The sequence below is a fragment of the Gordonia sp. 135 genome, from assembly GCF_009720185.1.
GTDB lineage: Bacteria > Actinomycetota > Actinomycetes > Mycobacteriales > Mycobacteriaceae > Gordonia > Gordonia alkanivorans.
In genome coordinates this window covers 1-22,090 of the sequence record NZ_CP046258.1, presented here as the reverse complement: position 1 = coordinate 22,090, position 22,090 = coordinate 1, and the positions used below count along the sequence as shown (strand labels likewise).

General features: G+C 65.7%; 19 protein-coding genes and 1 pseudogene. 9 read left to right on the top strand and 11 right to left on the bottom strand.

Translation table 11 applies throughout. The features are described 5' to 3' along the window. Window positions 1-62 precede the first annotated feature (62 nt). The 3 genes from GKZ92_RS22875 to GKZ92_RS22865 all read right to left on the bottom strand — a co-directional run bounded on the left by GKZ92_RS22875 (window position 63) and on the right by GKZ92_RS22865 (window position 2,000). A complete protein-coding gene (locus tag GKZ92_RS22875; protein ID WP_155225777.1) occupies window positions 63-638 on the bottom strand; it encodes an RNA polymerase sigma factor in 576 nt (191 codons plus the stop codon). Next, complete coding sequence (locus tag GKZ92_RS22870) at window positions 638-1,018, bottom strand: hypothetical protein (protein WP_196222066.1); 381 nt, start codon at window positions 1,016-1,018, stop codon at window positions 638-640. Before GKZ92_RS22870 ends, GKZ92_RS22875 begins: the two co-directional genes overlap by 1 nt. A gap of 478 nt (window positions 1,019-1,496) precedes the next feature. Then, on the bottom strand, window positions 1,497-2,000 hold the full coding sequence (locus GKZ92_RS22865; RefSeq protein WP_155225776.1) for a hypothetical protein: 504 nt from the start codon (window positions 1,998-2,000) through the stop codon (window positions 1,497-1,499). A gap of 156 nt (window positions 2,001-2,156) precedes the next feature. Between GKZ92_RS22865 and GKZ92_RS22860 the strand changes: the two genes are divergently transcribed. The 5 genes from GKZ92_RS22860 to GKZ92_RS22840 all read left to right on the top strand — a co-directional run bounded on the left by GKZ92_RS22860 (window position 2,157) and on the right by GKZ92_RS22840 (window position 7,196). Then, a complete protein-coding gene (locus GKZ92_RS22860; RefSeq protein ID WP_155225775.1) occupies window positions 2,157-2,936 on the top strand; it encodes a hypothetical protein in 780 nt (259 codons plus the stop codon). Between the two features lie 538 nt (window positions 2,937-3,474). After that, window positions 3,475-4,179 carry a hypothetical protein gene (locus tag GKZ92_RS22855; RefSeq protein ID WP_155225774.1) on the top strand — a complete coding sequence of 235 codons (705 nt, stop codon included), beginning with the start codon at window positions 3,475-3,477 and terminating at the stop codon, window positions 4,177-4,179. A gap of 290 nt (window positions 4,180-4,469) precedes the next feature. Then, window positions 4,470-5,129: an MspA family porin gene (locus GKZ92_RS22850; protein ID WP_155225773.1), complete on the top strand. Its 660-nt coding sequence runs from the start codon at window positions 4,470-4,472 to the stop codon at window positions 5,127-5,129. A gap of 134 nt (window positions 5,130-5,263) precedes the next feature. After that, window positions 5,264-5,704 carry a hypothetical protein gene (locus tag GKZ92_RS22845; RefSeq protein ID WP_155225772.1) on the top strand — a complete coding sequence of 147 codons (441 nt, stop codon included), beginning with the start codon at window positions 5,264-5,266 and terminating at the stop codon, window positions 5,702-5,704. 853 nt (window positions 5,705-6,557) lie between these two features. Continuing rightward, the gene (locus tag GKZ92_RS22840) at window positions 6,558-7,196 is read left to right on the top strand and encodes a hypothetical protein (protein ID WP_155225771.1); all 639 of its coding nucleotides are present in this window, start codon (window positions 6,558-6,560) and stop codon (window positions 7,194-7,196) included. A gap of 95 nt (window positions 7,197-7,291) precedes the next feature. Here GKZ92_RS22840 and GKZ92_RS22835 read toward each other — a convergent pair whose 3' ends face one another. The 4 genes from GKZ92_RS22835 to GKZ92_RS22820 all read right to left on the bottom strand — a co-directional run bounded on the left by GKZ92_RS22835 (window position 7,292) and on the right by GKZ92_RS22820 (window position 12,892). Then, window positions 7,292-9,136, bottom strand: coding sequence for an Hsp70 family protein (locus GKZ92_RS22835; RefSeq protein WP_155225770.1), 1,845 nt, complete (start codon window positions 9,134-9,136; stop codon window positions 7,292-7,294). A gap of 32 nt (window positions 9,137-9,168) precedes the next feature. After that, entirely contained in the window at window positions 9,169-10,584 is a 1,416-nt protein-coding gene (locus tag GKZ92_RS22830; protein WP_230461993.1) for a GTPase, read from the bottom strand. A gap of 8 nt (window positions 10,585-10,592) precedes the next feature. Beyond that, window positions 10,593-12,401 (bottom strand): dynamin family protein, encoded by a 1,809-nt coding sequence (locus GKZ92_RS22825; protein ID WP_329602432.1) that lies wholly within the window; start codon window positions 12,399-12,401, stop codon window positions 10,593-10,595. Window positions 12,402-12,499: 98 nt separating this feature from the next. Next, complete coding sequence (locus GKZ92_RS22820) at window positions 12,500-12,892, bottom strand: DUF4189 domain-containing protein (RefSeq protein ID WP_155225767.1); 393 nt, start codon at window positions 12,890-12,892, stop codon at window positions 12,500-12,502. A 202-nt stretch (window positions 12,893-13,094) separates the two neighbouring features. On the opposite strand from GKZ92_RS22820, the pseudogene GKZ92_RS22815 reads away from it, so the two are divergent. The 4 genes and pseudogenes from GKZ92_RS22815 (at window position 13,095) to GKZ92_RS22800 (ending at window position 18,555) form a co-directional block, all read left to right on the top strand. Then, window positions 13,095-14,495: pseudogene (locus GKZ92_RS22815) on the top strand (IS30 family transposase). A gap of 169 nt (window positions 14,496-14,664) precedes the next feature. After that, window positions 14,665-15,972 (top strand): DUF7373 family lipoprotein, encoded by a 1,308-nt coding sequence (locus GKZ92_RS22810; protein ID WP_155225766.1) that lies wholly within the window; start codon window positions 14,665-14,667, stop codon window positions 15,970-15,972. A gap of 35 nt (window positions 15,973-16,007) precedes the next feature. Next, on the top strand, window positions 16,008-17,219 hold the full coding sequence (locus GKZ92_RS22805; RefSeq protein WP_155225765.1) for a DUF7373 family lipoprotein: 1,212 nt from the start codon (window positions 16,008-16,010) through the stop codon (window positions 17,217-17,219). A gap of 43 nt (window positions 17,220-17,262) precedes the next feature. Continuing rightward, complete coding sequence (locus tag GKZ92_RS22800; RefSeq protein ID WP_196222065.1) at window positions 17,263-18,555, top strand: MucR family transcriptional regulator; 1,293 nt, start codon at window positions 17,263-17,265, stop codon at window positions 18,553-18,555. Here GKZ92_RS22800 and GKZ92_RS22795 read toward each other — a convergent pair. The 4 genes from GKZ92_RS22795 to GKZ92_RS22780 all read right to left on the bottom strand — a co-directional run bounded on the left by GKZ92_RS22795 (window position 18,549) and on the right by GKZ92_RS22780 (window position 21,945). Continuing rightward, window positions 18,549-18,941 (bottom strand): hypothetical protein, encoded by a 393-nt coding sequence (locus GKZ92_RS22795; RefSeq protein ID WP_155225763.1) that lies wholly within the window; start codon window positions 18,939-18,941, stop codon window positions 18,549-18,551. The genes GKZ92_RS22800 and GKZ92_RS22795 overlap by 7 nt on opposite strands. A 114-nt stretch (window positions 18,942-19,055) precedes the next feature. Continuing rightward, entirely contained in the window at window positions 19,056-19,286 is a 231-nt protein-coding gene (locus tag GKZ92_RS22790; protein WP_155225762.1) for a hypothetical protein, read from the bottom strand. Window positions 19,287-19,577: 291 nt separating this feature from the next. Beyond that, window positions 19,578-20,432: a DUF2637 domain-containing protein gene (locus GKZ92_RS22785; protein ID WP_268902900.1), complete on the bottom strand. Its 855-nt coding sequence runs from the start codon at window positions 20,430-20,432 to the stop codon at window positions 19,578-19,580. A gap of 799 nt (window positions 20,433-21,231) precedes the next feature. Beyond that, the gene (locus GKZ92_RS22780) at window positions 21,232-21,945 is read right to left on the bottom strand and encodes a ParA family protein (protein ID WP_155225760.1); all 714 of its coding nucleotides are present in this window, start codon (window positions 21,943-21,945) and stop codon (window positions 21,232-21,234) included. Window positions 21,946-22,090 lie beyond the last annotated feature (145 nt).

Genomic DNA, 22,090 nt, shown 5'->3' with positions numbered 1-22,090 from the left:
CGCTCACTCACCCCATCCATCACGAGCATAGCGCGCACTCGAATGTATGTGCGAATCGCAGTCTAGGTGGCGGCGTGGTCCCGAAGGAGTTCGGCTAACTGGGTGCGAGCGCGGTTGAGGCGCGATTTGACCGTTTGAACGCCGACGCCTTGGTGGGCGGCGATGTCGGCGTAGGTGAGGTCGCCGAACTCCCGAAGGACAACAGCTTCTCGTTGGTCCTCGGACAATTGGGCCAGCGCTTGGCGCACGGCATCGCGCAGGGCGATCGTGTCGTCGAAGGACTGTCCGCCGCCGTCGTCGTCGACGAGCTGGACTGGCTGGTCGGGATCGGAGAAGTCGGTGATGGTGGTGTTGGCTTTGCGCTTGCGCACCACCATCAGGGCGTTGTTGGCGGCGACGCGATGCAACCAGGTGGAGAAACGCGATTCGCCGCGGAACTTGTGCAGGTTCTGCCAGGCGGCAACCAGCGTGTTCTGCAGGGCGTCTTCGGCGTCGTGCTGGTTGGTGCAGATAGAGAGGCACACCGCCCAGACGTGGGTGCGGTGTGCGCCGACGAGCTGGGCGAAGGCGTGCTGGTCGCCGTTGCGGGCAGCCAGCAGCAAGGCGGCGTCGTCTGTCTTCGGTGTGACCCCGCCCATCACAGATCGTGGCTTCCGTCGGTGTGGGGGTCGTCGTGTCCTGGGTCGAGATAGGGCTGGTCGTCGCCGCTATGGCCTCCGTCGTCGACGACATTGGGGTCGACAGAGGCGTCGCCGAAATCCTCGCCGCCAGTGGTCGGGGTCGGCCCGTCGGCGTGCAGGGCGGAGGTGGTGGTGTCGTCGGGGTCATCAACGACGAGTTGCAGATCGTCGTCGGCGGGGACGGTGTCGTCCATGTCGGGCACGGTGTCTGGGTCGGAGGTGGCCGCGGGATCGAATGCCGCAGCTAGGGCCGCATCCCAGAGGTCGTCCGGCGGTGCGGGTAGATCCGCGGTGTCGAGGCCGAGCGCCGCCAGGATGGGCGACTCGTCGTCAGGCATGCTCGGTTCTCCAATCGTGTGTGCCGAAGCCCAGCAGTAAGACCAGGCCGTCACCGCCTGTGATCGTAACCGGCGGCTTCGGCGATCTCGCGAGGTAAGACCTTTCGGGGCCTCGGCCTGAGAGCGGGCGGCACATCCGGCGCTGAGGCCGCCCGCCCAGGTCGCGACCTTCTCAGTCGCCGACTTCGGCCTTCCAGTTGGTTGCCCGGCCCGTAGGGCATGTGGAAGAACTGGTCGTCCTCCCAGTCGTTGTGGAAGCCCTGATCCATCGGGGCACCGCACCGCTCACACATTGGAACGTCACTGGCCAGCGCCGCCCCGGCGGCGACGGCGCCGCCGCCGGCGGCTATTCCCAGTGCGAGTGCAGCGGTGGCGATGAGTCGCTCGGCTTAAATCCGTATTCCTTTCGGTGATGCCCGACCGCTCGGGTTGCGGTTGAGTCCCACATCGGATGCAGGCAGCGGCGGGGTTTGTTCCCCTAGGTCTGGTCGGCTTCGTTTCTGCGCACACCGCGTGGCGGGTTGGGCACCCCGGGTTCCTTGATGTGCGGTCCGCCGCCGGGGTAGGCCGAGAGGCCGAGGCCAGATTCATAGAGCCGCATGCGCAGCACCGACACCCCAGCACCGAGGGCTGCGGCGGCAGCTTTGTGGGTGCCGTACTGCTGGTAGGCGGCGACGGCTTCGTCGATGGTCAGCGGGTGGTAGTTGCGGGTGCGTAGTCCGAGTGCTCCGAGGTAGCGGTGGATGGTGCTCACCGACACATTCCATTCGGCGGCAATGTCGTTGAGGGTCCAGCCGTCGAGCATCTTCTGTCGCCACTGGGCGACGTCGTCGTCTTTGATCCGCCGGCGGCCGGTCTTGCCCAGGCGTCGCCGGACGGTGTCCTCGGCCGCACCCCAGTGCTGGGCGATGGCTTTGGTGGTCCAGCCCTCCGCACGGGCTTGACGCCACTGCTCGACGATCTCGTCTGGTGTTCGTGACACGACTCCCCCTTCTGCCCACCGACAGAAATTCTGACACCCCGGTTCGTCGGGGACTCCATGCGCGCAGGGAACAAACCCCCGCCCCTGATGCAACACACGTATGACCCGGCCGCACCGTCTGTCGGCCTTGCGGGTCGCTGACGAAAGGGGTGAGACGTGGTCGCGTACTGGGTGATCATCGGGTGCATCGCGGTGCCGCTGCTGTTGTGGCAGATCTTCAATCCGCGTGGCATGTGGGAGGCGACGCAGGCCTGGAAGTACCGCAATCCCGAGGCCAACGAACCCAGCGACGAGGCCCACGGCGTAGCTCAGGCCGGCGCCATATTCGGCCTGGTGATTCTCATCGGCGGCGGTTTGATCCTGACTAACTTGGCCAACGACACCGCATCAAAGCCCTCGGCATCGACGTCGTCGTCCGCGGCATCGTCGTCAACGAAACGCCCCCCACCCTATGAGCCGAAGTACCAGCGGCGGGAGGTCGGTCCGGGCACGATCATCGGCTACGACCACCCCAGCGAACTGACTCTGCGACTGGCCGTTCCAGGCGCGCGAACGGCCACAATCCTGGGTGGATGCTCAACGGTGACCGGCGTGTACGAACACAGCAACGCCATCGTCATCTCGGTGACTCGTTGGGAAGAAAGCGACAGCGAAGGCGTCTACCGATACCACTGCAACGACAAAGACACCGCTGTCCGTCCACGGTTGGTCCGCCGGGAACTGAAAGAACCGTTGGGTGACCGTCCGATCCTGACCGCCGCCGTCATCGAAGACCCCAAGGCCCACGGGCTGACTCCCGGCCCCGAGATCCGACCAGTGCCGCTGAAAGAAAACCCCCGCCCCGGTGTGCAGCAGCCACTGACGTGGGTGCAGATCGACCCGACCTGGGTGCCGGTACCGCTGGTCACCGGCATGGACACTGTGAGGCAGTACTGAGCAGATGACCACCCCACCTGATCACGCCACGAACCCTTCCACCTCCGACCAGAACCCTCGGGCAAGGACACCTCCAGGGTGGCCCACGTCCGCTGTGGGACAGCAGATGACCCGACGGGCACCCCGGTGTCGGCGAGTAGCGGCTGTGCTGGCATTCGGTGCTGTCGCGGCGATGTTCGGCGCTGCTGTCACTGACGATCCCGACAGTCCGAGGCAACCGGCCAGCCCGATGTTGATGACGTCGCAGACCGGTGACCTCACCGGGCCGATGGTGGTACCACCGCCGACGATGGTCACCCTCGTACCCGGCCCCGGCGAAGTCGGCCACGGCCCGCAAGTACGCCAGCTCCCCTGAGCCGGTGTTCGTTGATGGGCTGTCGCTCAGCCGGCGATGGCGGGCGTGTGGTGTACTCCTGACCTGAGAGCAGCGCGTTTGCGGGGGATGTCGCGCTTATCCAAGGATGCGGGGAACTTTTCTCCCTCCTGGTGGCAACAGACCTTCGACACGCTCCACTGATCGAGTTGAAAGGCCACCAGCATGTCCGGCAACCCCAGCAATGACACCCCGAACATCAGCCCTGACGAGCTGTACACCGAGCCCTCCCACACCTCGGACTCGAGCACCCCGGCTCCGGCACCGGAACCGGCTGGTCGCGACGGGGTCGTGCACACCACCGACAGCGCCGGCAACTCGATCGACGTCCACTACGACGAGGACGGCAATGTGATCCTGGTCGAAGCCGACACCGACGGCGACGGCCGCGTCGATGCCGCTGCCGCCCCGACCGCCGACGGCGGATCGGTGGTCGCCCAGGACATCGACAAGAACGGCACCGTCGATGAGGTGACCCACTTCAACGCCGACGGAAAGATTACCCAGGTCGACGCCTACGAAGACGGCAAGCTCGTCGCCCAGATTCACGACACCGATGGTGATGGCCACGCCGACACCATCGTTTCCGACACCGACCGCGACGGCCGCCCCGACACCCTGTCGGTCGACACCAACGGTGACGGCAAGATCGACGCCGTCGCGATCGACACCAACGGCGACGGCAAGCTCGACACCGCTGCTGTCGACACCGATTTCGACGGCACCCCCGACGTGTACGGCCAGGACATCGACGGCGACGGCACCGTCGACATCTACAGCGACGGCACCAACACCTACGGCGACGACCCCTCAACCTCTCCCGACGTCACCAACACCGGCGGCTACGACAGCAGCGACGTCGTCGTCTAACCGATCCCTCAACAGGGCGATCTCGTCTGCAGCCGCGCCTGGCCTGGCCTCTTCTTTGTGATGCCCGACCCTCCTCGTAGGGGTCGGGCATCACTGCGTCTGCGACCCTGAGCACCCCGACTCTAGATGGGCCGAAGAATAGTTTGCTCGGATCGGGAACCTTTCACGGTTGTGGTGGCAACCAATCTTCAGTTGCTCACGCAGAGCACAGATTTCACCGGCAGGCCGAAGGCCGCCGGGACTACCACCGGCCCGCGGCGCTCGCCGCGATGTGAAAGGGATTCTTTCTGATGATGACCAAGACCGCCATGACCGTTGCCGTTGCTGCTGTGTCGCTGGGATCGCTGGCCGGTGGGCTCGCGGCCGGAGTCGCCGACGCACAGCCGGGTCACCAGCGCACCTTCGTCACCGACGACGGATGGAAGGCCACCATCGCCTCCACCACCGAGAAGGTTCGCAAGGTCGCCCCGCTGTCGTCGGTGCCGACCTCGAGGGAGGCGTTCATGTCGATGAAGGCCACCTCGACGCTGACCCCGCCCGCAGGGCAGACCAACGCACCGATCAAGGGTGAAGTCGAGGCCGGCTACATGATGGGCTGCGCGGTGCAGCTCGAAGCGGTCACCGGAAGCGTCGGAGCGAGCCTGGGCATCGGCGGCAGCGGCGGCGGTGGTGTCAGTGGGGCCGGCCCCAGCGGTTCCCTGTCGATCAGCCCGCAAGCGCTGATCCAGCCGGGCCTGTCGATCACGATGTCGCCGGGCAAGATCACCACTGTCACCTTCGACAAGAAGACGGTGGGCGCAGGCAAGGCTTCGACCACCACCCGTGAAGGCCACATCAACATCGACGGCTGCGCCGGTCCGGTCGCGGTGCGCTCCTACGCGATCCTCAAGACCAGCACCCCGAAGGCCAACGACGGGTCCGCCGTCTACGGCAAGGTCGTCTACCTCTGACCCCCAACCCTCGGGAAGCTTCCCCGGTCGCTCCGGCCCAGCGGCACCCGGAGCGGCCGGAGGCCACTCCCCTAGGCGCACCGCCTGACTGCACTGATCAGTCCGGGCCGGACTGTCACTGACACAGGATTCCGATGAACAACGAGCCAAGCCCGCACCACCCGTCCACCGATACTCTCTTCGCCCAGCTCCAGCGCGACCCACTCCCGAACCCCGGCGTTCTGCACGCGGCGGCCAGCACGCTACGCACCGTCGCCGACGACGATGACCACGACCACATCGTCGTCCTGGCCCGAAGCACAACGCTCGGCGCCCAACGCACGCCGCTGCTGGCATGGTTGATTGACCACGGCGGATCTGACGGCCTCGACGTCGTGGTCGATCAGCTGGCAGATCCCTCCGTACGAATCGCCTGCATGCAGTTGCTCCGCCGGGTTCAACCGACTCCCACCCATCTCATAGAGAGAGTCGAGCCCTACCTCAACGACCAGGACGAGACCGTGCGTAGCGAAGCGCTACGCACCATCAACCTGCTCTACCTGGCGATCTTTGCCCTCGATCTGTCGCGGGCCTGACAGGGATGAGCGATGTTGTGGCGGTACGACGGGCGGGTAGAGAGCTGCCGAGCTTGGCTGCTGCATCAGCAAGGATGGGCCACGGTTCAAGCAGCTCCCGCTGCCAGCATTCCCAGGGCACCGGCCCCTGGCCGAGGAGGTCAGCCAGCAGTGGGTGCCGGCTTCGGGCGATCCGATCAGTCATCCATTCCACAACCGCAATCAGGTCCCAGGCGGTACCGGGTTCGATGTAGCCCGGCAAGCAGCCGGCGGCCTCGCTCACCGCATCGGCCGAATCAGCCACTGTGGCGACAATGTCAGCAGCACGTTGCGCGACCGCCCGTGGTGTCGGAGCCACCATCGAGTCGACCGGCGCCAACGGCCTGTATCCCATCGACCCCCACAGACCATCCCCCAAGCTCACAGCCCGGAGTGTAGTGGCGTATCGCTCTTTCTACCCAGCAGTAAACCCTTCTCCAGCTCCCAGATCGGCTTGGTACGCGTCCTAGACTTCAACGAACTGTAAGGACAGCGGACGAGGGTAGGAGCGACGCACGTGGCCAGTGCGGACGGCGGTAATGACGAGGTCGTTGCGGTGCCCTTCTCGGCCGAGCAAATTGCTGCGGCGGGGTCTGTTCAGTCGGTGTCGGTCGAGCTCGCGGACGTTTGCCCCGAGTGCACAGGTTCAGATCTGCACACGTGTACTCGCTGCCACGGGCAGCGGACAGTGACAGAGGAACGGTCCGTCCAGTTCCGAATGCCTTCGAACATCAGCTATGGCACAACGATTCGTCTCGCAGGTCGTGGCCGACGACGTGAGGATGGCAACCGGGGTCCCTTACTGATTCAGGTTGTCCCACCTGACCTTTCACCCGTGAAGGCAGCACCACCTAACCGCCGTCTTAACAGAATCGTTCTCACCTCGCTGTCCGTGGTGGGGGTACTGGTTCTGTTTGCGCTGGTCATTGTCGCAGAGAACATGCGCAGCAGCTCTGCGCCTGCCGACTCCGCGAGTTCATCTTCGGCTCCCGCCGTGGACACCACATGTCTGGCCCCTGAGGTTGTGGAAGTGGTCGCGAACTGGCGCGAACCAACCCCCGCAGAACGGGAAAACGGCCCGCTCGACTACGCCGCGTTCGACCACGTCTATCTCCTTGCTGAGGTCACCGTCACCCTGCGTAATAGGTCGAGCCACAAGATCTGGATACGCAACCTCAACATCATCAGCCGATGGACAGACGAGACCGGTCAGCCCGCAGATTCTAAAGGGGGCAAGATGTTTGGCGACTGGTTCCATTCAGTAGTGCCTGAGCCTCCCAGCAGCAACGAGTCGAACAACCCCCGATGGGTCAGCCCCGGCGACACAATCTCCCTTTCCAAGCGCTACAGAACGCAATATTGGGGCGTCGAGTTCGCGACCACCAACGGAACCCTCCCCACTACTACAGTGCGCGACGGCAGCATCGACTGGTGGTTCGACAGCCCCGCGATTCGCGAACGCTGCAAGACCTGACCAGGCCCGACGCCAGCTGGTCGAGCTGTTTTCCGCTGCTGACTTAGGCGATCGCACATGTCTTCACGCGCGGAGTTGCATCGGAGCCCGTCGGATTAGTCGATGAGGCCGGATCGGTTGAGGAAGGTGCGGGCTGAGTCGATGTCTTTGACGCGATTCACCGTCATGACCACACCACTCTTGGGGTTGGCGTAGTAAATGGTGTAGCCGTACTGGGGGTCGTCGCGGACTTCGGGGATGATTTCGGCGGCGGCGGTACGGGCCGAGTCTTCGACGAGGGCGGTCTGCCCTTCGGGGTAGCTTTTGGCCCAGAACCCGTTGCGGTAGTTCAGGATTTCTCGGTTGGCTTCGTTGATGTCGACGTTGAAGCTGATGTAGAAGTCGTTGGGTTTGCGGGCGAACTCGGCGAGACTTCCGTCGGGGTTGATGTCGCAGTTCCATTTGCCGGCACCGTTGGAGGTGCCCATCATCCGGCGGCAGTCGCCGACGAGTTGGTTCTGCAGAGCGGTGGGGAGTTGGGCGCGGGCCTGTTCTTCGTCGGTGAGGATCGAGCCGCCGTCCTCGCCGGTGGGCCAGGCTTCCTTGGCATCAGTGTTGCGGGCGAGGGTTTCGGTGGCGTTCGACGCTTGCGGTCCGTCTGGGGTGTCGTCTCCGCCCCTGGTGGCGATGACGGTGACGACGACCGCGAGCACCGCGGCCGCGGCGACGGCCGCTGCCGCGAGCCGCTTCCACCAGCGCTGCGGGGTCGCTGTTTGGGCTTGCGGGTTGACCAGGGTGCGGGGCTGGGTGTTCCAGGACGGCATGAGGTCGGCGGCGGCGGGCACCGGCCGCGGCTGGGTGGGTGCCGAATCGGCCAGCACCTGTAGTAGCGCACCTTGGGCGACAACAGTTTTGGGGTCGTCGAGGGTGGCGACCGGGCCGAGTTCACCGAGGCGTTGCTGGATGAGTGGGATGCGGGAGGAACCGCCGGTCAGGTACAGGGCCAGTAGCTGGTCGGGGCTGGTCAGTCCGGCGTCGATGAGGGTGGCGCGGGTGAGTTGGACTGCGGAGTCGACGGCGGGGGCGATGAGTTCGTCGAACTCGTCGCGGGTGATCTGCAGGGTGGTGCGGTCGCCGGGGCCGGGCACGGTGATGGTGGCCGATGGCGCTTCGGACAGCAGCTCTTTGGCCTGCTGGATCGAGTTCTGCAGGCTTTGGATGGCGTCAATGGGTGCGGTGCGGCGTAGCCAGGTGGCGTGGTCGGGGTCGCGGTCGGCGATGCGGTCTTCGACCCAGCGTTGCAGCAGGGCGTCGAAGTTCTTGCCGCCGAGGCCGTTGTCGCCGCGGGCGGCGATCACCTGGAAGGTGTTGGTGGTGGTGACCTCGAGGACGGCGATGTCGAGGGTGCCGCCACCGAAGTCGAACACGGCGATCCGTGCGCCGTGTTGCAGGGCGTGTGAGCGTGAGTAGTGCCCGGCGGCGGCGCGGGGTTCGGAGATGGTGGTGATCCGCTCGCGCGGGATGCCGGCGGCCATCGCTGCGTCGACGAGGACCTGGATCTGTTGCGGCGCCCAGGCTTCGGGGTGGGTAAGCACGACCCGCTCTGGCATGACGCCGGCGTGGGCGGCCAGACCGCGGCCGATGATGGTGCGCATCACCGCAGAGACCAGGGCATAGGTGGGCACGGTGTGCCCGTTGGCCGACACCCCGTCTTGGTGGCCGATGAGACGTTTCGGTGAGGCAATGAATCCGGCCGGGTTCTGGGCCGCGGCGTTCACGGCGGCAGCGCCGACGAGGATGTTGTTCGGATTGTCGACGAACACCGCCGAGGGCATCAGGTGGCTGGTGTGGCTCAGCGACAGGGCTTCGATGCTGCCGCTGGTGGCACCGGAGTGCGCAGCAGCAGAGTTCGAGGTGCCGAAGTCGATGGCCAGGGTCCAGGTGTGGGATGCAGAGGTCATGGTGTTCGGGTGTTTTCTGTGAAGTGGTGAGCTCAGTGGCCGGCGGCCAGAGCGGTGTAGGTGCGGATCAGGGTGACCAGGGCGGCGTCCTCGGCCGCCGATCGGGTGGCCAGGGTGCGTTGTTGGGCAGCGACCAGCCGCCGCTGGGCCTCGGCAGCAACCTGCAGCGGGGGTGCTCCTGCGTCGAGCCCGACCCGTTCGGCAGGGCTGGTGGCGGTGAGGAGGGTGTGCAGGTCTTCGGTGACCACCGCGTGCGGGTCGGTGTCGAGCATGCGCTGGTAGTCCTCGAGCACAGTCACCAGCAGCAGCGCGGGATTGCCGCGCAAGCTGGCGGTGATGGAGCGGATCTGTTCGCGGGCTGGGTGGGTGAAGGCCAGTTGGTCGAGGCGGGCGAGGATGCGGTGCGCCCGGTGCAGGACGGCGTAGCGGGCGGTGGAGGCGTGCAGGGCGTGGCGCAGCGCGGCGATGCCGGACCGTTCGGCCAGCCAGGTGTTAAGGGCGGCGGCCCCGCCGGTTGCGGCCAGGCCGCGGCCGTTGAGGATGCCGTACTCCCCCAACACACCGAGTAGTTCGGCCCGTTCGGGTGGGGTGATCGGCCCGACGGTGGGGTCGTCGGAGTCGAAGATGCGCAACACATCTAGGGGTGCGAGGTGGTGCAGGCGGGCCAGCAGTGCGGCGTGGCGTTCGGTGAGCATGCCGGTGTGGCTGGTTTGGGCCATCAACCCCGATACCGGGGTCACCGCGTGCACCACATCGGCCAGTCGGTCGGCGAGGCGACCGGCGTGCTGGGCGGCGTGGTCGAGGGGATCTCTGCGACCCCAGGCACCTTCGCCGAAGGAGTCGGCGCGGGAGAGCACGCCGAGCATGGTCAGTGGGGTGAATGGCAGCCGGGACAGGAACTCTATTTCGTCGACGCGGGGTGCGGCGTCGAACAGGAACACTGCGGCGTCGGCGTCGATGGAGGCGTTGCGGGTTTGTTCGAACCCGTCGATGGTGACCCGGCGGGTGGCTGAGTCGTTGTCGACGGTCAGCGTCGACAGGCCGGGGGTGTCGATGAGGGTCAGCTCGCGCAGCGCGGCCGAGGGCAGCCAGCGGTCGACGTAGGCGATGTCGGTGGTCGGCAGCGGTAGCTCGATGGTGGTGCCGCGCTGCAGGTGTGCCGGGTGCCGGGTGCCATCGAGGCCGACGACTTCGGCCCGTGAGGGTGCCCCGTCTTGGTAGACGGTGACGACGTTGGTGGCTTCCAGTGCGGCGGTTTCGGCGACCGGCGCCCCGATCAGGGCGTTGACCAGGGTCGATTTACCGGCTTTGAGGCGGCCGACGACGATCACCCGCGGCGGTGACCACAAGATGGTGCCGATCGCATTGGCGTGGTCGACACAGTCGCCGCCCAGGCCGGCGAGCTGGCGCAACCCGCCGTCGAGGGCGGCATGGATGGGATCGCTCATCGGGGCGTTCATGCGGTGGGCCCGGTCAGCAGGGTTTCGGCGGCGGTGATGCGTTTGTCGACGATGCTGAGGTTGGTGGTCAGGCGGGCGACGTTCTTCTCGCGGGCGGCGGCGTCGGCGGCAGCGGACTCTTGCACCTGGGTGATGGTGGTCTGCAGGTGGTCGATGCTGGCCCGGAGGTGGTCGCGGTAGCGGATGACGATTTCGGGTCGGGCCTGGGCGACGGCACTGTCGAGTAGCCGGCCGGTGGCGGATTTGGTGGCGGCCAGGGTTTCTCGCAGCCAGGACAACAGGTTGGTCTTGCCGGCGCGGATCGCCCGGAAGCCGAGGTTCACCCCGACCCACACGGTGCCGACGACCACACCCACCCCGAGTAGGGCCGACAGGCCGAGAATGCCTCCAAGGGTGGATGATCCGACGACACCCATCGTCAGCAGGGTGGGGTCGAGCAGGCCTTGGGTTTTGCTGGCGACCTGGTGGGTTTCGATCTTCTTGTCCTGCATCGATTCCACGATGCGGTTGCTCACCTCGGTCCACACCGACGGGTCGTCGGCGAACCGCGGCGCGATGACGGTGTCGTGGAGCTGTTGGAGGAACCCGGACAGGGTTTCGGCCATCGCCATCTGCAGATCGGCCTGCATGTCGGCGGTGAATTTCTGCTCCCGGCGCCGCAAGACCTCCATGCCGTTTTTGTTGATGTAGGCCGTCCACTTGTCGCGGATCTCATCGAGGCGGCGTTCGAGGTCATCGACCGCCCCTTGGCGCAGCAGGGTCAGGTCGCGGGCGAGGTATTGCTCCCACTGGCGGGACTGGGCTTGCAGCTCGGTGAGCCGATCGCGTTCGGCGGTCAGGTCCGGCAACGCCTCTTCGCCGGCCTGGAGGGCGGCGAGTTCGTCGGCGATGCCGCCGCGCACCACCCGTAGGGCTTCGATGCAGGTGCGCACCGCATCGACGTGTGGGGCGGCGGCGGTGGCTTCGAGGCGGGTGGTGATCGCCTCCCGCAACGCGGTGATGCCGGAGTCGACCTCGAGGCGGTGTTGCAGTTGCGGGTCAGTGGTGTCGGCGGCGATGACCGCGAGCAGGCTCGACACCCCGATGACCGGCACCTGGCGGCCGAGGTGGTGCGAGATCAGGCGGGCGTTCTCGTCGACGATCTGTCGCCACCGGCCCAGATGTTTGTCGGTCTTGGTCACCGCCAGCACCAGGGCGTCGACGGTGGCGGAGGCTTCGCGCACGAACTCCATCTCCGGGGCGGTGATGGGTGCCGAAGCGTCACAGACCAGGACCAGCACGCACGCCTGCTGGGTGGACTCGCTGGCCAGTTGCGCCAGCCCGGGGTCCAGGCCCCCGACACCGGGGGTGTCGATGAGGGTCACATCCGGTAGCCGGGACTCGCGGACCCCGATTGCTGCCGAGGTGGGGAGTTGCTCGACGGTGCGATCGCACACCATGCGGCCGTCGGTGGTCACCCAGTCGGCCAGCTCGTCGACTGGGATCGGGCGGGGTTCGGTGGCAAAGAACAGTTCCGCGGTCTGCCCGGCGTCGAGGTAGTCGGTGGTGGTGACCGACACCGCGACCGAGGAGGTGACATCGACCCCGACCGGGCAGAGGTCGCGGCGGCCGACGAGGGCGTTGACCAGGGAGCTCTTACCGCGCTGCACTTCGCCGGCGACGACGACAATGCGCTGCGGGTCGCGGTGCAGTTTCGCCTCGGCCAGGTCGGCGACGGCGTTTTTCTTGTAGGCGCGCAGCACCTTCACCGCATCAGCGACGACCGTGGCGGCGTCCCCCGATGTGGGGACAACGGGGGCGTTCACTGCGCCCTCCATCGCTCAGCGTCGCCGCTGTCCCCCGACCCGATCATGGGCTTCATGCTGATCGACGGAGGCTGGCGGCGCAAAACGGCCCCCGGTTTTCAGCGGTCGGTGCACGCCCAGATGATGGTGCGCGAGCCCGGCCCGGAGTGGTTGGCGGCGGTCACTTCGGCGCTGCGGCGAGTGGGGCCATAGGCCCATCCCCAGCGGCGGGTGCGGGGTTGCTGGGTGACAGCACCGCAGGAGCGATCCATCTGGACCACCCATTTGCAGTCGTAGGCGGCGCACTTGGCTTCGGCGGCACGATGGGCCGCTGCGGCGGTGGAGTAGTTGATGGCATAGGCGGTGTTGCCGGTGCGCATGCTGATCGCGATCGCCCCGTAGATGTGTTGGGGGGCAGCCTCGGCCGGTGCCGGCGCGGACACCAGTCCCGCACCTGCCGCCAGCGTCGCCACCCCAATCAGTGCCGTGCGTGCAACGCCGGTGATGCGCATACGATTCTCCTCTGATCCCCGAAACAGATGCCGTGACCGTAACCGTCCGCGCCGCCGGAATCGGTGGCGCGGACCGGGGATTCGGTTGTTCGAATGGGTAACGGAACTTGCGGGCTAGGGCGGACCCCGCTGTGCATACTGTGCCGGGGCACACTAGGTGAATTCAACTGGTCGTCGCAACACCTCTATCAGGAGGTGTTCGATGGTTCGTCGTCAGCAGGCCGCGGACAGGGCGGGTTCGTCCGAAGCTCCGCTCGCCGGGGCATCCGAAGTTTCAGAAACCCGTCGAGGCGGCGTTCTGGGGCGAGATCGCGAAAGGGCTGCTCGCGGAGGAAGCCGCGGGGGTTGTCGGCGTGGCGCCCGCGGTCGGCGCAAGATGGTTCCGACACGCTGGCGGCATGGCGCCATTCGACATCGCCCAGCAGCCATCGGGCCGCTACCTCTCGTTCGCTGAGCGCGAGGAGATCGCGATTCTCAAGGAGAAGGGCAAGGGCGTTCGCGAGATCGCTCGCGCCATGGGCCGCGATGCCGGGACGATCTCTCGTGAGCTGCGGCGGAACGCGGCCACGCGGGGCGGGAAGCCGGAGTATCGGGCGTCGGTCGCGCAGTGGAAAGCAGACATGACCGCGAAGCGACCCAAGGTCGCGAAACTCGTCGCGAACCCGCGGCTGCGCGCGTATGTCGAGGAGCGCGCCTGTCGGGGAAGATCACAAGCCCCGATGGCACGATCGTCACCGGTCCCCAGCCGCCGCGGTTCACCGGGAGAGGCAAGCCGCATCGGAAGGACAGGGCCTGGTCCTGGGCTTGGAGTCCGGAGCAGATCTCACACCGGTTGAAGATCGACTTCCCGGATGATGAGTCCATGCGCATCAGCCCAGAGGCGATCTACCAGTCGCTCTACATCGAGGGCCGCGGCGCGCTCAAGCGCGAACTCGTCTGGAACCTCCGCACGGGCAGGGCGCTACGCGTCCCCCGAGAGCGGTCGCGGCGCAAGACCTGGGCGCATGTCACGCCGGAGACGCTGATCAGCGAGCGACCGGCGGAAGCCGACGGTCGCGCCGTCCCCGGGCACTGGGAAGGCGATCTGCTGATCGGGTTGGAGCGCTCGGCGGTCGGCACGGTCGTCGAGCGCAAGACCCGTTACACGCTGCTCGTCCATCTCCCGCGGGAAGAGGGCTATCGGCACAAGGAGACGCCGAAGAACGGGCCGGCGTTGGCCGGCTATGGCGCGATCACGATGAAGAATGCTCTCGCCAACACGATGTCGGCGCTGCCGGCGCAGCTGGCGCGCTCGTTGACCTGGGACCGCGGCAAGGAGATGTCCGCTCACGCGCAGTTCCGCGTCGAAACCGGCATCCCGGTGTTCTTCGCCGATCCGCAGTCGCCCTGGCAGCGCGGCACGAACGAGAACACCAACGGGCTGCTGCGTCAGTACTTCCCGAAGGGCACCGACCTGTCCCGCTGGAGCGCCGAAGACATCGAAGCCGTCGCATTCGCGCTGAACACGCGCCCTCGGAAGTCGCTCGGATGGATGACTCCCGCTGAGGCCTTCAACGAGCAGCTATTGTTGCTCCAACAAGCCGGTGTTGCATCGACTGGTTGAGCCCGGTCTATTCTGCAGCCGATCAACAGAATCGTGCAGATTCGGTCTCGGGGGAACCGATCGGGGCTCGCACCGCAACTCACTAGGGAATCGCTGGTGAGATGCGCAGTCGCGGGCCTATGGAGGTGTTTCTCCGTGTGGCAGGGGGCTGCAGGAGAGGACACATGCAATGAAGCGTTGGCAATCGATGGTGTCGATGACAGCCGCAGTCATCGTCGGCACGACACTGGTTTCCTGTTCCACCGAAGGAGAACCGACCCAAACGGCCGCCGGCTCCTCGTCGAGTGCTGAGCCGGCCGTGGACCTGGCCGCTCTCGATCCCGGCTCCTACCCCACCGAGCCACGACCGGAGTTCGGTGTCGCCGACGACAAGGACTGGAACCACTTCGCCCGGGTCGAAGGGCAGCGGATGGCGCAGTTCACGGTGCTGCCGGTGGAAGTCGATCCCGGACTGGTCGATTCCGCACTCACGCTGACCGCACCGGTGCCCGGACCGCCCAGCCTCGATGGCCTCCTCTACGACGGCGCCTCGAAGATCAAGGCCAACAACGAACTCGTCGCCGGCTTCTCCACCAAGGCCGCCTCCGATGACGACCCGAAGAACATGCGCTCGCTGCAGATCATGGTGCTGCGCTACTTCACCCCCGAAACCGCGCAGGCCGCGGCCGGCCAGCTCACCGAAGGGTTCGCCGACTACGCACGGCAGAAGGGTGCCAACCCGGTGGTGGGCACCCTGTCTGGGGTCAACGGCGCCCAGACCGTGGCCACCAGCACCGGCGGCAGCAACTTCCTGCACACCTTCACCCCGCACGGGGTGTACGTGATCTTCACCTGGGCCACCGCACCGTCGGCGCAGCAGGCCGAAGCCATGACCCGCAAGGCCATCCCGTTGCAGGAGAAGCTGATCGATCAGTTCCCGCGCACCTTGACCGCCAAGGAGCGTCGCGCTCGAGGCCTGGACCCGCAGAACCTCGAGTTCCCGGTGGAAGATCAGAACAAGGTCCTGATCTACGCCCTGCCGCACAGCGATGAAGACCTCGACAGCTCTGATCCCAGTGCCGGCGGCAAGGTGTTCGTCAATCACGCACTGCGAGCGGTCTACGGTCCGCGCGGCATGGCGCACTTCACCACCGACAGCGAAAACACCTTCACAGTCCTGAAAAACGCCGGCTCGACGGCCAACGCGGTGGAACGGTCCTTCGTCTATCGCGCCGAGAGCGACGAGAAGGCCAAGGAACTCGCCGATGCGTATGCCAAGAGCGAGGAAGATCCAGTCGCGATTGCCCCGCCGCCGGGCCTGACCGAGGAGCAGGCGCACTGCACCAGCATCCCGTCTGCGTCGTCGACCTCCTACCAGTGCATCGTTCGGGTCGGCCGCTACGTCGCCGATGTGCACTCGAACAACAAGGGCGATGTCTACCAGCAGGCCTCGGCGCAGTACCTGATCCTGACCAAGGCCGACCAGAACGCCAACTAGGTTGCGCCAGAAGCGAACACAGGAGTGATGGGTCGATGAAACTGGGCGCACTTGCTCGGGGTGTGGTGGTCGCGCTATCGATAGCCGCGGTGGTGGCTGGATGCGCAACCGACGGGCAACCGGTCGCGGCGACGTTGACCGATCCGAAGGTCGACACCGCAGCCCTCGACACTGGAGACTTCCCTACCCGAGCAAGTGCCCCATTCGGCCGAGCCACCGATCATCAGCTCCATGAGGCCTTACGCATGGGCGACTACGTCGTCGTGCCCTTCGAGGCAAACCCCGACCTCGTCACCTACGAAAAGCCCAGCGGCGGTTTCGGCACCAATCAGCAGGACCGGTCAGCGTTTACCGACGTGACCCGCATCAGCCCCACGATCGCAGCAAACGACGCGCTACTCGGTGGGTTCGTGAGCTCGTTCGGCAACCTCGAGTCCACCGCTCGAACCAACAACCGCGAAATCCTGCACAACATGGTGCTGCGCTACCGATCACCGCAGGACGCAACCGCCGCACAGGACTCGATCTACCGCATCTATCAGGGCGTAGCGGCAAAGAAAGAACCCAACATGGTGGTCGTTCCCCTAGAGAGCAGCCCTGGCACCATCGTGCAGTACTACCAAGGCGTCAGACCCCCGCAATCCAGCGACCGCACCTATGTCACCGCGTACAAGGACTACGTTCTCATCGAGCGCTACCGCGCCCCGATCGCCCAGATCCCAGCGATGGACGCCACCGTGCGGGACCTCATCAGCCGGCAGAAGACGCTGCTCGACGAATTCACGCCCACACCAGGCGAACAAGCGCCGCTGCTCGACCCCCAGTCCCTGCTGATCTATGCCCTGCCCGCAGGGAACGCACCCGGAGCGGTGTGGGGCCCGCGGGGCATGGCGCACCGACAAGACGACCCGCAGGACATCTTCACTGTCCTGGACGAGACCACGTCGCAGACCGCAATCCAGGGTTCGGCGGTCGTGCGTGCCGACAACCCGCAAGGGGCACGCAAAGTCTTCGACTCCTTTACCAACGACATGGTGAACGACGGCACCTACACCCCCGTCGACAGTCCCCCAGCGTTTCCGACGGCGACCTGCCTGAAAGACGACACCAAGTCCAACCAGTTCGTGTGCATGATGACGCTGGGCCGCTACTACGCCCAGGTCGAAGGCCAGACCCTGAAGTCTGCCCAGCAGGCCGTCTCAGCGCAGTACCTGATCCTCACCACCGCCGACCAGAACGCCCGATGACCGGTCGGACATGAACTCTGTTCCGTCGTCGCCCCTCCCCCCGATGTTGGCGCGCAAGTGGGCCGACACTGCAGCTCTGCGGACGACGCAGTGGGGGCTGATCACCAGCGCCCAGTTCCAGCAGCACGGGGTGACCCGCAGCGATCAGCTGCGACTGCGCAACGCCGGGCTGTTGATCCCGGTCGCCAACGGGGTGATGCGCGAGACGGAGCGGGCTGGCGAAGGTGTCCTGGCTGCCGCCCAGTTGGCTTGGGTGTCGGCGGTGCGCGATCTCACGCCCGCCCAGCGTCTTTCGGCTCCTCACCCTGATTGCGTGGTCACCGGCACAACCGCGTTGGCTGTGCACGGTCTCGGTTGGCCCGGCGAGGGACTGCCGCAGCTCGCGATCACCCGGCCCCGCACCACCGGTGGCCGCACCACCACTACCACCCGGTATCTGTATCGGGCCTCGGCGTTGTCGTGGGATGATGTGGTGATCCTTGACGGGCTGCCCGTGTTCACCCCGTCCGCGGCGATCCGCGACCTCGGCCAGGACAACCGGGGGCACCTTGTCGATGATCTCGCCGGCTACTTCGCCGGCGTCGCTGTTGTCGCTGCCGATCGCGCCGATCGGGAGTCCATCGTGGCGGCAATCGCCGCCTGTGGTGCCCGCCTGCGTCCGGTGGTGTGCGATGTTCGCACCATCCTCGACCGCGTCTTCCGCAAAGCGGGTGTCGCCGAGGACCTGTTGGCGGCCACCATCTGGGGCGGTCTCTGGCAGCGACGATTCACCGCCGACCGGGCACACCACGTCGTGGCGACCGCGCTGTCGGTCGCTCTCGACGCCATCGCCGGGCGCACCGCCGCCGACCCTGCTGCCGCCCTGACCCGACTGTTTGAACGCAACGGGGCGGCACGGAAATGTGTCGTCCCCGACTGCGACTGGTGGGCGGTGGAACAAAACCGATGCAGCGCGCACGCCATGCAACGCCGACGTGAACGGGTGCTGTCCGACCCATCCTGCCCAGGCGCCTCCACCACCGCGACTCCGCGCCGTTCAGGACATGGCTGGTGGGGGCACCTCGACGACGACGGCGAGACCATCGCCTGTCACGAATGCGGCGAACGCTTCCGCGCCCTGACCCGCACCCATCTGGAAACTCACGACCTGACCGCCCGCGAGTACAAACAACGCCACGGCATCGAGCAACGCATCGGACTGGTCTCCACCGAGGTTCGCGAGCTGCGCCAACACCTCGTCGCCACCAATCCCCGCTTCTCAGAACGATTCCGCCGTAATCCTGATGAACCACGCCTGGCCGATCTACCCCCGGCTTTTGAGAATCGCTCTCACTGATTGACGTCGCTGTCGGCAGCGCGGTCCCGCCAGCGATCCACCAGTGCCACCATCTGGAAGAACAGCAGATACGAGCTCACCGCCAGGAACACACCCCCGCACAGCACATACAGTGGGCCGACAAACCAGGTGTTCAACGAGCTTTGCTCGGACAGGCTTTTCCCTGACGCCCCGAACATCGTGGCACCGTTCACGATCAGTTCCTCTGATCCGCGGCCATAGTGGTAGCAGAGGTCAACAGCGGCCATCGCCTGCCCACTACATTCCGCCGGGTCCTGGAGCAGGCTGATCCCACGGATCAGCGAGTACGCGCCGAGAGCGAAACAGAACCCGAACACCGCCAGCATCGGCCAGCTCAGCACATCAGAGTACAGACGCTTGCGCACGAATGCCCTCACCGTTTCTCCCCGCCTTTCCTGCTCCCTGCTCCCCCCTCCGACAGTGTCGGGCCGAACGCCCCTTGTGGCCCGGCCCGACACCGCCAGATCACCGGCTCAGGATCAAAACTCGAGGATCTTCAGCTGCCCGGCATCGCCGATCGGATCGCCGTGACCACCTCGCCGGAAATCATCGTCGTCAGGGTCGACGTACCTCAAGGAAAGGCCGTGGCCGGGCGCCGGTTCCGAACTCTCGGTGGCACCGCCGTGTGCGGACGCGATACCGGCACCGAAGCCGGTGAGGCTGGCGGCCAACAACGCGCCGGCCAAAACTCGAGAAGCGTTCTTACCCATGAAATCTCTCCATTCGCAGTGATTGGCCGTCGAGCGGCCCGTGCATACATCTGTTGCACCCAGCACCCAGGAAAGTTCCCTCCATCCCACGATCTCTTCTACGCACGCACTCTTAGGAGCGACCACATGGCATTGATGGCAACCGACCGGCAGGAAGGGCGGCAGCGCAGCGAAGCGGAGATCAGCTTGCTCGCGTTCCAGTTCTCGGACGCTGAGCCCGAGACGTGCGCCGCTTAGGTAGTCACCACTCCCCTACCCCGAGATACGTCGTGCGCGTTCCGAGTGAGGCTGTCAGTGCGCGTCGACGAGTGCGCGGTCACTGAGCTGTGCACGCCCGGTGTGTGAGGGAACGGCACCTGGCGAAGCATGCCGCTCGTCCATGCACTCCTGCGCGATGTCCATCCATCGCCCGATCGTGGTTCTGTGCACGCCGACGAAGAGCGCCATCTGTTCACGCTGTACGTGCAGACGCTCGCAGGCGAGAGCGCGCGCGACAGCGCCGGGTCCGCTCATGATGCGGTACTGCCCGCACATGTAGGTGGCCAGTTCGCGCTCGTCGTCGGTGATCTGGGCGTCGATCTCAGAGAAACTGACGCTCATCGGCGATTCCGACGAAACCAGTCGCGTCGTTGCTGTGTCCGACGTGGTGACCTGCGCCTGTGCATGGGATGCACTGCGATCCTGATCGGATTCTGAGTCCGTGACGAGTTCGGCGACCTCAGTGGCTGCAGGCGTCCTGTGCTCGGCGGCGGGTTCGGTGTCTGTCCAGACGTGCATGACGAGACCGTGGATGCTCGCCAGTAGGGCCAGCGGTGCGACCACGGCGATCGCGACCGCCAGCAGCCCGTGCACAGTGCCCTGTCCCGAGGCGAGGAAGGCGTGCGTGGCGTTGCCTGCCACGCTCACGGTGGAGAAGATCGCGAGCATGGCGAAGTGGTAGCGCTTGCCGGCGTCGTCACCTCGTCTGGTGGCGACGTAGACGCACCAGGTCGCTTGCAGGATGAACACGTCGATGACGACCGGCAGCAGTGGCGTCAGGGAGTCCGGAATGGCCCCGGACATCCGTGCCAGATCGGCAAGAGCGTTGAAGCTCAACGTGAATGAGGCGGCCACCACAATCAGGCTCAGGACGACGGCGCTGGCCATGCTGGCGGCGCTTGTCGAGCTCTTGTTGGCGTGGTCGGGCCGGGAAGTAGGGTCAGACATAGATCAACAGCTCCGATCTGTTGGTCGATGGTCCTGGTGGCGCCGCAATCGCCACCAGGACCGCCACATTGCTTCTCGCATCTGTCCTGCCGCCCTCGCACGGATTCGACGGCGCGCACGCAGTTGTAACGTTGTACCGCTACAACGGTCTAACTTCAGTAACGTCGCGGGCGGCCTGGCTTGTTATGGCTCGGTCCGGCGGCTTCTATCTCCGCCCGAATGGCGGCGATTACTTCCTCAGGTGACATCTCGTTCATCAGTCTGCGCATCGCGAACCTCGCGATCGCGCTTCGCGAGTCGATCCTGGGCTTGGTTCGGCGGCCAGCGATGCTCACTTCCTCAAGGAAGTCGTCAGTCTCTTCATCGAAGTAGATCGTGCTCGGGCCCACGGTGCGACCAGTCGAACCGCCAGCGGCGTCAGTGGATGGCGCTGGCGCGGGGTTCTTCTTCGGCTTCGGTGTTGTGGGGCGAGGTTTCGCGGCCACCGTTACCGAGGGCTTAGTTGGTTCTGGTGGAGTGGGCGCGGCCGGCGCCGCTTCGACCGTTGCCGTGGTTCTGGCTGGCTCGGTGTTGGTCGTCGCAGACGGTGGCTGGTTGGACTCCCCCGACACTTCGCCGGGTCCGCTAGCGGTTTCGGTCGTGGATACCGGCGGCGCCGTGTGGCGCGGCGGTGGCATAGGCCGGGCTTTGGCCCGCTTCTCACGTTGTTTGGTCATGGCGTCAAGGCCGCTCATTGCACTCATCGGACATACTCCTGGACGAACTTCGCGGTTTCTTCATATGCCTCGGCGACAGGTTGCAGTGCCTTCGCCGGCGGGTTCTCGGATGTAATCGCGATGCGTTTGGTGCGGCGCTCGACGGCAACCGCTCTTGGGACCGGCGGACCCACCTGAACGGGGGTGCCCTCAACCGCCTTAGCTAGCCTTCTGAGCTCTGCCTCCGGTGGAACAGGCGGGATCATCGTCGGCGAGATGATAAGTGGGTAGTCCGGCATGTCATTGATGAGCTCTTCGGTGGCGGTCAGATCGAGGTTGCGCAGTGGCGTCGGCACGATCACCGCGTGAGCAACGCTGAGTGCACCGAACGCTGCGGAAGAGATCCCGGGGTGTGTGTCGACAACAACCCATTCGGTGTCCCAATCCTTCGCCCATCGCTCAAGCGCATTGGCCACGACCTCGTGTTGGGGCATCTGGTCGTAAAGGTCAGGATGTCCGGGCACCAGCCGAGGCTTGCCGTGCCCCTTCAACGGGCGAGGTGTTCTACCGCTCTCAAATGCATCCAGGATCGGGATCCGCAGCCGTTCCAGCGGCCGATACCCCCACTTTCCAGTCACTCCCCCACCGTCGTGCTCGAAGTCGACCAGGACAGCGTCCAGCAGGTAGGCCAGCTCGTACGCACCCGTACTCTTGCCCACCCCTCCCTTTCGAGAGTGATGCACGACGATCTTTGCCATTGTGGCCCTCCACTATTGAAACGTTGTAGCGGCATAACGCTGGCGCGATCTGCCAGCAGTCGTTCGGTTGCAACGTTGCACCTTTGTAGCGTTCAAACCTTGTAACACCCTGCGGTTCAGCCGTTATAGGCGCTAAACCCTGTAA

Excerpts from the sequence above, each read along its gene's own strand:
- GKZ92_RS22875 (WP_155225777.1), bottom strand. The coding sequence starts at position 638 with ATGGGCGGGGTCACACCGAAGACAGACGACGCCGCCTTGCTGCTGGCT.
- GKZ92_RS22870 (WP_196222066.1), bottom strand. The coding sequence starts at position 1,018 with ATGCCTGACGACGAGTCGCCCATCCTGGCGGCGCTCGGCCTCGACACC.
- GKZ92_RS22855 (WP_155225774.1), top strand. The coding sequence starts at position 3,475 with ATGTCCGGCAACCCCAGCAATGACACCCCGAACATCAGCCCTGACGAG.
- GKZ92_RS22850 (WP_155225773.1), top strand. The coding sequence starts at position 4,470 with ATGATGACCAAGACCGCCATGACCGTTGCCGTTGCTGCTGTGTCGCTG.
- GKZ92_RS22845 (WP_155225772.1), top strand. The coding sequence starts at position 5,264 with ATGAACAACGAGCCAAGCCCGCACCACCCGTCCACCGATACTCTCTTC.
- GKZ92_RS22835 (WP_155225770.1), bottom strand. The coding sequence starts at position 9,136 with ATGACCTCTGCATCCCACACCTGGACCCTGGCCATCGACTTCGGCACC.
- GKZ92_RS22830 (WP_230461993.1), bottom strand. The coding sequence starts at position 10,584 with ATGAGCGATCCCATCCATGCCGCCCTCGACGGCGGGTTGCGCCAGCTC.
- GKZ92_RS22820 (WP_155225767.1), bottom strand. The coding sequence starts at position 12,892 with ATGCGCATCACCGGCGTTGCACGCACGGCACTGATTGGGGTGGCGACG.
- GKZ92_RS22810 (WP_155225766.1), top strand. The coding sequence starts at position 14,665 with ATGAAGCGTTGGCAATCGATGGTGTCGATGACAGCCGCAGTCATCGTC.
- GKZ92_RS22805 (WP_155225765.1), top strand. The coding sequence starts at position 16,008 with ATGAAACTGGGCGCACTTGCTCGGGGTGTGGTGGTCGCGCTATCGATA.
- GKZ92_RS22800 (WP_196222065.1), top strand. The coding sequence starts at position 17,263 with ATGTTGGCGCGCAAGTGGGCCGACACTGCAGCTCTGCGGACGACGCAG.
- GKZ92_RS22790 (WP_155225762.1), bottom strand. The coding sequence starts at position 19,286 with ATGGGTAAGAACGCTTCTCGAGTTTTGGCCGGCGCGTTGTTGGCCGCC.
- GKZ92_RS22785 (WP_268902900.1), bottom strand. The coding sequence starts at position 20,432 with ATGGCCAGCGCCGTCGTCCTGAGCCTGATTGTGGTGGCCGCCTCATTC.
- GKZ92_RS22780 (WP_155225760.1), bottom strand. The coding sequence starts at position 21,945 with ATGGCAAAGATCGTCGTGCATCACTCTCGAAAGGGAGGGGTGGGCAAG.